This is a genomic window from Bacillus sp. FSL K6-3312, from assembly GCF_038007485.1.
GTDB classification, from domain to species: domain Bacteria; phylum Bacillota; class Bacilli; order Bacillales; family Bacillaceae; genus Bacillus; species Bacillus pumilus.
Map to the genome: position 1 here is coordinate 249,763 of NZ_JBBOXI010000001.1, position 11,451 is coordinate 261,213.

11 protein-coding genes are annotated in these 11,451 nt (G+C 42.7%); 4 read left to right on the forward strand and 7 right to left on the reverse strand.

The window, feature by feature from the left end:
- The first annotated feature begins 191 nt into the window (after positions 1-191).
- From MHI11_RS01430 to MHI11_RS01440, 3 genes are all read left to right on the forward strand, one after another.
- Positions 192-488, forward strand: coding sequence for a hypothetical protein (locus tag MHI11_RS01430; protein ID WP_340960246.1), 297 nt, complete (start codon positions 192-194; stop codon positions 486-488).
- 14 nt (positions 489-502) lie between these two features.
- Positions 503-928, forward strand: a complete 426-nt coding sequence (locus MHI11_RS01435) for a hypothetical protein (protein WP_340960247.1) — start codon at positions 503-505, stop codon at positions 926-928.
- A 131-nt stretch (positions 929-1,059) separates the two neighbouring features.
- Positions 1,060-2,412, forward strand: coding sequence for an IS1182 family transposase (locus MHI11_RS01440; RefSeq protein ID WP_340960248.1), 1,353 nt, complete (start codon positions 1,060-1,062; stop codon positions 2,410-2,412).
- Positions 2,413-2,515: 103 nt separating this feature from the next.
- Here MHI11_RS01440 and MHI11_RS01445 read toward each other — a convergent pair whose 3' ends face one another.
- Positions 2,516-2,851, reverse strand: coding sequence for a hypothetical protein (locus MHI11_RS01445; protein WP_203144058.1), 336 nt, complete (start codon positions 2,849-2,851; stop codon positions 2,516-2,518).
- A gap of 436 nt (positions 2,852-3,287) precedes the next feature.
- On the opposite strand from MHI11_RS01445, the gene arr reads away from it, so the two are divergent.
- A complete protein-coding gene (gene arr, locus MHI11_RS01450) occupies positions 3,288-3,701 on the forward strand; it encodes an NAD(+)--rifampin ADP-ribosyltransferase (protein WP_340962274.1) in 414 nt (137 codons plus the stop codon).
- Positions 3,702-3,759: 58 nt separating this feature from the next.
- Here the strand turns inward: arr and MHI11_RS01455 are convergent, their stop codons facing one another.
- The 6 genes from MHI11_RS01455 to MHI11_RS01480 are packed head-to-tail and all read right to left on the reverse strand — an operon-like array spanning position 3,760 to position 11,249.
- Positions 3,760-5,679, reverse strand: a complete 1,920-nt coding sequence (locus tag MHI11_RS01455; RefSeq protein ID WP_106066564.1) for a BglG family transcription antiterminator — start codon at positions 5,677-5,679, stop codon at positions 3,760-3,762.
- Entirely contained in the window at positions 5,676-6,560 is an 885-nt protein-coding gene (locus MHI11_RS01460; protein ID WP_340960249.1) for an ROK family protein, read from the reverse strand. The genes MHI11_RS01455 and MHI11_RS01460 overlap by 4 nt, the downstream gene beginning before the upstream one ends.
- Before the next feature lie 57 nt (positions 6,561-6,617).
- Positions 6,618-9,281: a mannosylglycerate hydrolase gene (gene mngB / locus MHI11_RS01465; RefSeq protein WP_340960250.1), complete on the reverse strand. Its 2,664-nt coding sequence runs from the start codon at positions 9,279-9,281 to the stop codon at positions 6,618-6,620.
- A gap of 28 nt (positions 9,282-9,309) precedes the next feature.
- On the reverse strand, positions 9,310-10,428 hold the full coding sequence (locus MHI11_RS01470; protein WP_106066561.1) for a PTS fructose transporter subunit IIC: 1,119 nt from the start codon (positions 10,426-10,428) through the stop codon (positions 9,310-9,312).
- 36 nt (positions 10,429-10,464) lie between these two features.
- Positions 10,465-10,794 carry a PTS fructose transporter subunit IIB gene (locus MHI11_RS01475; protein WP_007498438.1) on the reverse strand — a complete coding sequence of 110 codons (330 nt, stop codon included), beginning with the start codon at positions 10,792-10,794 and terminating at the stop codon, positions 10,465-10,467.
- A complete protein-coding gene (locus MHI11_RS01480; RefSeq protein WP_340960252.1) occupies positions 10,791-11,249 on the reverse strand; it encodes a PTS sugar transporter subunit IIA in 459 nt (152 codons plus the stop codon). Before MHI11_RS01480 ends, MHI11_RS01475 begins: the two co-directional genes overlap by 4 nt.
- Between the last annotated feature and the right edge of the window lie 202 nt (positions 11,250-11,451).

An 11,451-nucleotide genomic window follows, 5' to 3' on the forward strand; every position in this document is an offset into this window, starting at 1 on the left:
ATTCGGCTTGTGTCATTTGTCTACCACAGAAATTTTCATCAAAACGAAGTTCTAAAAAATAAAAAAATGATTGCGGACACCGCAACCAAAAAAGTAATTTTCTTAAATCTATCTTAAATCCATTGATACACTCATTTTGATTTGATAACCTTGATTTTGGAATTTAATACAAAAGGAGGAATATAAACAAAATGTTCAAAAAAACGCTCTTAACCCTAATTACTCTAGCTCTTGTCATATCAATATGGTGTCCATTTTCATCAGAAGCATCAGCAGAAACATACTCTATTAATTCACAAGAATTAAAAGCGTTAGTAACACCGACGGTTCTACAAAATGAACAAGCTAACAAAGAATTAGACGAACTTGAAATGAAAATGGGGGAATACATAGAAAACCTTCCATTTACAGAAAAAGAATTTGAAAACATGACAGAGTCAGAACAAAATAAAGTGATCGAACAATATTTCAACAATGAAGAATTTTAGCTTTAGAAAACCGAATGAAACAACTTGACTCCAAAAGTAGTCAGAGTGAAATCACAACACAAGCACTACCAATATTCTTCGTACCAATTGCAATGACCGTAGGAAGAGTTGCTTTATGGGCCATAAGATCAAAAGGCGCAAAAGTTGCACTGAAGTATTTGAAAAACAGAATAAAAGGTTTTGGGAAGAACTATCATATCGATTGGTATGTAAAAAATAGAAAAGGAAAAGTCGAGAGTCTTGTAAAAGTGTTCCATAAAAAAGGAAAAAAGAAAATACGAGTATTTGCAGTTGATAACGGAGTCATACCACTAAAACCAGGATCATCAAACTGGTACTGGCATTTTCACGTAGCTCCAAAAATTAATATACACCATGCTCTGAGAGCATCAGTACCAAGTAAACACAAAGCTGTAAAAGGTAGAACAATACTCCACTAAAAAAGAAAAGCCCTATTAGGAGGGCTTTTCAGGCTGTCGAGAAAATCTCGACAGCTTTATTTTTTCCCTTAAAGTTTCCATTCCCCCGTTTTATAATAGAGAAAGGCATACTAAAGGAAGGTGTTTTTCTCATGTTCCACACTAGAAATTCTTCTCAGCACGAAGCCGAATTTGTATTGCTAGATCAACTGGTCGAAGAGGATCACCTGCTTCGTAAAATTGATCAGTACATTGATTTTTCATTTATCGTAGATAAAGTCAAACCCTATTATAGTGAGAATAAAGGTCGTCCTTCTCTTGATCCACTTATTTTGTTCAAAATGATGTTTATCGGATACCTGTACGGTATCCGTTCTGAAAGACAACTTGAAAAAGAAATTTACTATAACATGGCGTATAGATGGTTTTTAGGTTTGAACATCAATGACCCCGTTCCCCACCACTCGACCATTAGCTGGAATCGTCGTACTCGATTCAAAGATACAACGATTTTTCAAGACATTTTTGATGAAATTGTGCTTCAAGCCATCAATCATGATATGGTAGGAGGCCGCGTTCTTTTTACTGATTCGACTCATCTTAAAGCCAATGCCAATAAACATAAATATACGAGAAAAACGATTGAACAAGATACTCAGAACTATATAAATGATTTAGAAGAAGCGATCCAAGAAGATCGAGAGGTACACGGAAAAAAGCCCTTAAAGGTAAAAGAGGAGGTGAAAACGGAAAAAGACATTCGTCAAAGTACGACTGACCCTGAAAGTGGCTATCTTTATCGTGAAAACAAGCCAGAAGGCTTTTTCTACCTAGACCACCGTACAACGGATATGAAGTACAATATCATCACGGATGCCCATGTCACGCCCGGCAATATCCATGACTCTGTTCCGTATCTTGATCGATTGGATCACCAAATCGCCCGATTTGGTTTTCAAGTAGAAGCTGTTGCCCTTGATTCTGGTTATTTGACAACCCCAATCTGTAAAGGTTTATCCGATCGCCGTATTTTTGGTGTCATCGCACATAGACGCTTTCATCCAACAAGAGGATTATTTGAGAAATGGAAATTTCAGTATGATTCTGAACATGATCACTACATATGCCCAAATGGCGAGAAGCTATTATATACAACAACTGATCGAAAAGGTTATCGATTCTACAAATCAGACCCTAAAAAATGCGTATCGTGTCCTTTCCTAGAGAGCTGTACAAGGTCGAAAAATCATCAAAAAGTGATCTCAAGACATGTATGGGAAGAACATAAAGAAAAGATCAGACAAAATCGTCTGTCTGCTTCTGGAAAAGAGCTATATAAAAAAAGAAAAGAAAAAATAGAGCGAAGCTTTGCAGATTCAAAACAACTGCATGGGCTTCGCTACTGCCGGTTGAGGGGAAAACAAAATGTGAGTGAGCAAGTGCTTCTCACAGCTGCCTGTCAGAACATGAAGAAGATTGCCACACACCTAGCGAAGCTAGGCTAGGTGTGTGGGAGGCCTTTTTCTTTAATCTCATCCATCATCATTACGATGAAAATAAAAAAGATTGTAGAAAAACATGAGTTTCTCTACAATCTGAAAAGCCCTATTAGGAGGGCTTTTCTTTTTTAGCATCGTAATCTTTAATAATTTCAATTGGATCAATTGCATCATCATCTTGTACATATTGCTCTACATAAGGAGTCATCAACTTCTCAAACTTATTTTCATCATCTACTAAAGCAATACAAGTTTCATATCCTTCAAAATCAGATGGGTATAAATTTGCAACAGCACTACCAGTTTTTAAAGCCTGATCTATCGCATTTTTTAATTCCAATAGACCTTTCCTGTTTCCTAAAATCAATGCTTCTCTATGATGAGTTTCTTGAGCATATATATTACACATCTCTAAAACATCATCATCATCCACTTGAATAGACATACAAAAAGCACCTCCAAAGTAAAATTTAGTTAATTATATAATTATTGATGCCAACATGCCAAGACCTCAAACGTCTCATTGGCTACTTTATCCTCATCTTCTTCAATCCTGCTCAGAGATTCTTCCTAGGCATCAATACGCTATTTCCAAAACTGTCACCAACATTTTTTTGCCCTTTTTTCCTTCTGGTCCGTTGTCGCAATTAATTTTTTAGTTTCTTGTTTCTCTTATGGCTTCTAATAGCTTTTTATCTCTTTTAATAAGACTTCTTTGTATGTATTCTTGCTGTTTTTTCAACTTGCTGGAGTTTACAAATCACTTCTTACTCTCTACTATCATTATACCCCGAATGTCATCTCATTTATAGACTGTTTTCCGCCCAGATCAGGCCGTATACTGTTATACGCAAGTCAAAAACGATAAGGGGTGCGGCTGTATAAATGACAAGCAACAAGTTTTAGATCCTGGCCCGTTTTTTCATGGGACGAAAGCGGAATTGAAGATTGGAGATCTGCTTGAACCGCAGTATTTATCGAATTATCAAGATCAAAAATCAAATCATATCTATTTCACCGGAACATTAAACGCAGCCAAATGGGGTGCTGAATTAGCAAGATCTGATGCGAAAGAGAGAATTTATCTTGTAGAACCGTTAGGCGAGTTTGAAAATGATCCGAATTTGACTGACAAAAAATCGGGTAATCCCACACGTTCTTATCGGTCGAAATCCCCTTTGAAAATCGTCGCAGAATTAGGTTCATGGGAAAGACATTCCGATGAAGAAATCGATCATATGCTGAGCTCTTTAAAGAAGTTAAGTGAAGAAGGAAAAAATGTCATATACGATTGATGATTCTCAATCACACGAAGGCCGCCTCATCAATAGCTGGGCGGCCTTTTGTTTGATCTTATTGAAACAACGCATCCATCAGCTCATCATATGTTTTCGATTGATTCAGGGAGTGAATGCGGTTTGGATTGTCCAGTAAATCGACGGCCTGTTCAAAGAATTGATTCATGCAGGCTGCGTCATCTTTATGAATGGCTAATAAAAAGACAATTGATACTTGGTTTCCCTGCCAGTCAATTGGCTGTTTTAAGTGTGCGATGGCTACGCAGGATGTGCCTTCATTTGTGATGAGCGGGTGCGGCATGGCAATTCCTCTTCCAAGATAGGTAGACGACATTTGCTCCCGCTCAAGCACCGAGGATCGAAAAGATGACGATACTAGCTGATACGTTTCTAAACGGCTGCATAGTGTGTCTAATACCTCGTCCTTACTGGATAGGTCAGCATTCAATAAGGTCAATCGTTCTTGAAAAAACGCCATCAGTTCTTTCGAGGGAGTCCCGTGTCCATTTAATAAATGAATGACTTCATTCACCCGCTGTACATCATGATGTTCAAAAAAGGCGCTGACCTGTATCACTGGTTTTCCCTTTGATGCGAGTGGGACGGTTGTAATGATGACATCACAGGGCAGGATGGTGCTCATGAGATAATCCTGATAGGAATACAGCTCGACGATGTCCAGCTCGTGCTGAAAGGCTGCCTTTAATTTAATTTCAAGTAGTCTTGCCGTCCCTAATCCAGACCCGCACACGATAATGGCTTTCTTTTTTTGCGAGGTATCGAGCTGACTTCTTTCAAATGAAGCAGCGATATGCAGGGCAACATATGCTGCCTCATCTTCATTTGGCGTCCGCACCAGCTGTAAGGCATTCAGCCCGCTGACAGCCAAATCAAACGGGTATGGATAGGACGCTTTGATCTCATGCAAAAGCGGATTTTGTAAGGATACGCCATATTGGATTCGATTTAATAATGGCTTCATATGAAGCATCAAGTCTTGCTGCAGGATGTTGTCCTCTGCAAAGCGCTGACCGCTCATTTTCTCAATGTGCTGTAGAAAGACCGCAACCGCCTGCTGAACTTCCACTGTCGTCTGATGCTGGGCGGTTTCTTTCCACGTTTGATTTGCCAATAGATGCATGACTAAGTAATCTGTTTCATCCTCTGATAAGGTGACATGAAAGGTGTCACTCACCTGCTGTATGATCTTTTGGGCAATTCTCATCAAGACGGGTGATCGTTGTGTACGAGTGGTACTGGCAGGTATCCGCTGGTTTTTTCGTGTCTGCTGAATCGCAATCGCTAAATGAATGACTAAGTTTTTTAAGGCAATGTCTTTAATGAGCAATGACTCTTGATGCAGATTCGTCAGGACAATCGATCGAATGGTTTCAAGAGAAATATCGGGAAAATGGAGCTGCTCCCGCTCTGTGATATGAGAAAGTGCAGGCTCTTCTTCAAGGAGTAAGTCTGCATAGCATGTTCTTTTTTGCAACTCTTCCCCTTCAATTTTCAAACCAAATCCAGGCTTTGACACAAGGGTCATACCGTAACGGGCTAACAGCTCTCGTCCTTTTTTTAAATCACTGCTGACCGTCATGCGGCTGATGAACAGTTCTTCAGCCAGCTGGTCAATTTTTAAGTAATCCGGTTGAAGCAATAGCTTTCTCATCATAAATCGTACACGCTCTTCTGGCATGACGGGAACGAGAGAGCGGGCAGGAAGCTTTTGTTGATGAAGCCAAAGCAGGAAGGCGTCTTGATCACTCGTTAATAGGGTGTAGCCCTTTCCGCGGATCGTTTTAATCTTGGCTCCAGCTTCCTTTAACTGCTCATTTGCTTCTTTAATTAAATTGCGGATGGAGCGGTCAGATAAGCGAAAAGAGGCAGTAAGCTCCTCCAGCTTCACGAACCCTTTCGTTTCAAATAGCCGCTGAATCAGCTGATAGGTTCGAGGATCTGCCGTCATCATCATTGCGCGGCTCCTTGCGCCTGTAAGGCATCATTACCAAGAGCGATAGCGCCCATTAAACCTGATAATCCATCAAAGGATGGCTTGGTGATAATTTCATTTAAAGGCTTTGGCAGTTGCAAATACCCATGAAGCCGTTTTTCTGTTTCATCAAGAATGAGCGGCAGCATAGCGGGCTGTTTCATCACACCTCCGCCGAGAATGATGCGCTCTGGCGAAAGGGTGAGTAATAAATTGGCGGTCATCTGCCCGAGATAGTAGGCATGAAGTGACCAGGCAGGATGATCCTCTGGCAGCATGGGTGCCAGTGTATGATAGCGTCCTTCTATGGCAGGTCCAGATGCCAGTCCCTCTAAACAATCATGATGTATAGGGCAGCAGCCACCAAAGGAATCATGAGGGTGCCGCTGCACTGTGATATGACCCATTTCTGGATGCAGCAACCCGTGAATGAGGCGGTGTTCAATATAGGCACCGCCGCCTATTCCTGTTCCAACTGTGATGTAAACCAAAGAAGCAGGCTTTTGTGCTTCGACCGAAAAGCGGGCTTCTCCGAGTGCTGCACAGTTCACATCGGTATCAAGCTTCATCGGAAGCCCAAGGGCTTGTTTTAAAGTAGAAAGTAAAGGGAATTGGCGCCAGGCTGTTTTGGGTGTCTCTAAAATCGTCCCATAGCTTGGACTTTGTTCTTTTACATCCACAGGCCCGAATGCCCCAATGCCAATGGCATCGACAGGATGCTTTGTAAAGTAATCGATCACTTGCCGGCATGTTTCAATTGGGTTTCCTGTTGCAAAGGAAGTCATGTGTTCAATCGTTCCATCTGTTGTTCCGTAGCCGCAGACAAATTTTGTTCCGCCTGCTTCAATGCCTCCAATTCGCATGATCAATGCCCTCCATTAAAGAGGGGCGGAATCCAAATGGATCCCGCCCCTACATGTTCATTTTTTCTTTACAATGTAGGTTTGTACCTGACAAGGTGTGAGCGGTTCAATGTGTAATGATCCATGTTGTGCTTTGAGTATATGTCCTTCAGGTGTTTCGCCTAAATTCGCTGTTTCTCCGTGCTGTAGAGATGAACTATTGATTGAAGCGGCTGTTTGACGCGTTAAATATGGATTGAAGAGACGGATGACAATGCCTGTTCCATGCTCTTCTTTTTTCAGAGCGCTTAGAATGGCTCCGTCTGTCTCAATGTCAAGCAGGCTATAAGTAGATTGTAAGTCTTCTTTTTCATCTCGGAAAGAGAAAATTAAACGACCGTTTAAAAAGTCTGCCCGTTCGTAGCATTGAACTGGGGTTGTATACCGCTTGGCAAGCTGCGCTAAGTGCCCCTCGCTGACAGCATCCTTGCTATAGTGCATGCCAAATGAGAACGACAGTGCACCTTGTAGCTGAGCGTCAGGTGTCTCAACAATTTTTTCCCCAGATGCGCGTCCTGGACGGTAAAGAAGATTTTCTTTCCCCATTTTTCCGAAACAACGGAAAAGCGTATACGCAATCGTTGTGTAGCCTTCTCCTGTGATCTGATATTCTCTCACGCAGTCCGTCAACAGAGCGACACCGTATGCTTCATCACGAAGTGCAGTAAAGGATTGCATCGGTTCAATGGTGATCGGTTTTTCTTCCCAATGTTCATTGCTCCACCATTCAAGCTCTTGCGTGAGCTCTGTTGGGCGTTCGATGGTTCCAAACTGCTGATCGCTCAGTGATACCTTTGATGCGATGCCTGTATCAAAGAGGACACGCAGACGATGGTCTAACGCAGGATTGTCGACATCGACATGAAAACGGATGACAGGCTCATCTTTGTTTAATGCTACCTTCGCTGTGATTGGGAGTGAAGTCGTGACTGATTGCTGAGAGCGCTCTTCTAAGTCATAAGGGACAGTAAGAGTAAGCTGGACGGTGAGCTCTTCCTGCAAGCCGCTTTTAGACACTGTGATGTCTGCCGAAGAAAGATCCTTGGATGACACATACAGATCCTCACGCGGCGGGGAATAGTTGTAGGAATCCCCGTCGTCTCCATTGTCTTCAAAGATCATTTGCTCAGAGAATGTCCGGCCTGTTTGTTTATCTGTGATCTCCAGTGATCCGTTGTCATTTGCCGCAATGCGGTAATACGTATTTTCAATCGCGCGTCCTTCTGTTTGTTCCCATGCAGATTCGCTTGATTCATCGAAAACCATGCTGACTTGTGTATAACCAACTGACGGTAAGTCGCTGGCTTCAATTAGCAGAACGGCTTTCCATACTTGTTTTGGCATGTACACATCTTTACTTGGGTTAAGAGAAATTTGCTGTGCCAGCACATAATCTGTGACATCGGTTTTGCTTTTCACTGTGTAGTGAAGCGTTTTTCCATTTGCATCCTTCAGCGTAAATGGACGCTCTGTGATAAACGTTTCGACTTCAATGACTTCAGAGCGCTTTGAAGGCAATGTATTAAATAACGTAAGTGTGATGTCTTGCTCAGTTTGCAGTCGAATAGCGATGAGACGCATGTGTAAGTCCACCAGATTTCCGGCGATTTCCTTTGCCTGCTTGTAGCGGAAGAAGACGTCTTGATTCGTCGTATCACTATTACAGCCGCCAATGCTGTCATGCGCTGCATTTTCAAACATGAGGTACCAAATATCACGCACCGTGTCATGAGGATAGTCATGTCCGAGTGAATAGCTGATCGTTAGGATTGGCTCCATCACATTGACGAGATAGTTTTCAATTTGATTGTTTAAGATTTTTAAATCAGCTCGTGTTGAAAAGATCGATTTGTGAATCCGCATATGCTTCGCGTGAATAAGCTCTCCTTGTAACGTCTCAAAAGACGTCCGCTCTTTTTTCACTGCTGCAATGTAATCTTCTAAACTGCTAATTTGATAGTGGTGCTCGTCCAGTTCATTGGCTTTTTCTAATAAGTCAGGCAGGTTTTTGCGGATCGGTGCCTGGTCAAAGCCATTTGGGAAATAGATATTTTTTGTGGTTGCCTTTGCTTGCAGCGCACCGATTTTTTCAGATAAAAAGGCTTGTAAGTCCTCATCCTTTTCAGGAATATTACCACCGTAGTAGTAGCCAAATGGCAGGTTAACCGCAAAGACTTCACTGCCGTCAGCACCTTGCCAATTGAATTCAGTGTGATTCGTCATATGGTCTGAAACACCGCGCCAAAAAGCTGTATCCACAATGCCGAATCCGCGGTAAATTTGAGGCATTTGCGCGGATTGTCCGAAGGAATCAGGGACATAGCCGACTTTCATCACATGACCGAACTGCTGACAGCGTTCAATCCCATATTGCAGGTTCCGTACAATCGATTCACCTGAAATGACGAGCTGGTCGGTTTGGGTATACCATGGGCCGATGATGAGACGTTTGGCTGTGACGAGCTTTTTGATTCGACTCTCATCCTCAGGACGCCATTTCAAGTAATCATCCAATAAGGATGCCTGAGCATCGAGCATAAAGTAATGGAACCTTTCATCTGTTTCAAGGGTGTCTAAAATGTCCATTACGCTTTTCATTAAGTAGATACGGGAGCGGGAGGTGGTGAAATACCATTCCCGGTCCCAGTGAGTATGTGGAATCACATGTACATTGACAGTCATTGATCAACGACACCTTTCTATGTGCAAATTATCCTTCTAGTACAAGGTCAAAATCGTCTTCTTCTTTCTGCTTCTGATCATGCTCAGGCGTTTTTGGCTCTTTTTTCTCAGAGAAATTGACAAGCAGGTTGGCGCCAATACCGATGACGAGTGCGCCAGTGAGGGCTCCGATTAAATAGGCCCACCAGTTTCCGACTGAGAAGAAGCCGTATAGTCCACCAATTGGCGGCATGATGTCATGAACACCTAATAATGCAGCGACCCCACTTCCAGCAGCACAAGCGACGACATTCAGTGGAATCAATTTCAAAGGATTGACGAGGGTAAAAGGAATTGCTCCTTCTGTAATACCGATAATCCCCATGACAAGGCCGCCTCGTCCGGCTTCTCTAAAGGTTGGGGAGAAGTTACGTTTTCGAATCAGTGTCGCAAGCCCGTATCCAAGCGGCGGAATGACGATCGCAATATTGACGAGAATGGCAGGGAGGTAGACGCCTGATAGGAAGAGCGCGTTACCGGCCATCCAAGCAGATTTATTCACTGGTCCGCCAAGGTCAAAGCCAATCATCGCACCTAGAATGAGAGCGAGTGCGAGTGTGCTTGTCCCGTCAGCGACCATACCTTTGATCCATTCAATTAATGCCGTGTTCAAAGCGCCTAATGGCCCGCCCAGCAGAACGGACATGAGAAGTCCAGTTAAGCCAACGGTAATAAGCGGTAAGATGAGCAGAGGAACAAGTCCGGCTGCGGAGCCTTGAATTTGAATTTTTCGTTTTACAAAAAGAGCGACATATCCTGCGAAGAAGCCTGCAATAACGGCACCGATAAATCCAGCATTCGTTGAGCTGGCAAGGGCACCGCCGATGAAGCCGGCTGCAAGCCCTGATTTATCCGCAATCGAATAGGCGATAAATCCAGCGAGCAGGACGTTCATTAAGCCAATACCTGTCCAGCCAACCTGCTCCATTAAATAGGCGCTGTGTAAAATGCCGCCAGCATCCTTATAGGCGTTTAAATCTGAAACACCAAATCCTAATCCGACTAGTTTGGCTAAACCAACGATAAGGGAGGCGCCAATGATTACAGGAAGAATATAAGAAATACCGGTCATGAGATGGCCTTCAATGACTTTTAATTTTGCTTTCATTTTGCTTTGCTCCTTTCTATATGGCATTGCTCACGTTTATTGAGATTCAGATTTTTTCTTTTCAACAAGTGCTACAGCTTTTGTGATGATTTGCTCGGCATTTTTTAAGGCGCGTCCAATCTCGACACGTACTGTGGGAATGCCTGAGAAACGTTCCGCATCGTTGATGTGCTGGTTGGAGGCAATGATGCAGAGGTCTGCCTGCTTTGCTTCCTCTGCGGTAATGCCATTTACCTGTCCCATAATCCCTTGCTGCTCGATTTTGATCTCGTGACCGAGCTGTTTACCCGCATTTTCTAACGCCTTTGCTGCCATTGGTGTATGAGCTAACCCTGCTGGACATGAAGTGACACCGACAATTTTCATTGTGTAATCCCCTCTTTCAATTGTTGTTCAATGACTTCGTAATAGTAGTCAGTGGTTTGACCTGGTTGTATTTTTTCGATGAAAGCCGGTTCCATGAGGCTGGTCGCAATCCCTGACAGTAACTTCAGGTGTGTGATATTGGCTTCTTCTAGTGGAACGAGCAGTGTAAATAAATAGCTTGTGGGCAAATCGTCAAAGCTGCCCCATTCAATCGGTTGTTCTAGCTCTAAAAAAAGAAGTGAAGCCGTTTGTACAGCGGAGCTTTTTGTATGAGGAATGGCGAAGCCTTGCTGAAGTCCTGTTGAGACTTCGTCTTCGCGAGTCAACAAATCTGATAATAACCCCGCCTGATCGTTTGTAATCTGAAGGTCTTCAGCTCTCTCGGCAATGTATTGTAAAATCTCATTCTTTGATCGTCCGTTTACTTGTGTGAAAACATGATCTTTTTGGAACAAGCTGATCCCTTCTCTCTTGTTTGTTAAGCGCTTACAAATTGATTGTAATGTACTTTTCGACATGGTTAAATAGCATCATTTTCCGTTTGAAATGGCAAAAAGTTTATGAAGCTATTCATCTTGCTGTCTGTATATCTCAAATCCTAGCTTAAAACGAGTTTAATTATGTAAAAAACAGATTCTACTAGATGCATTTCTGTGA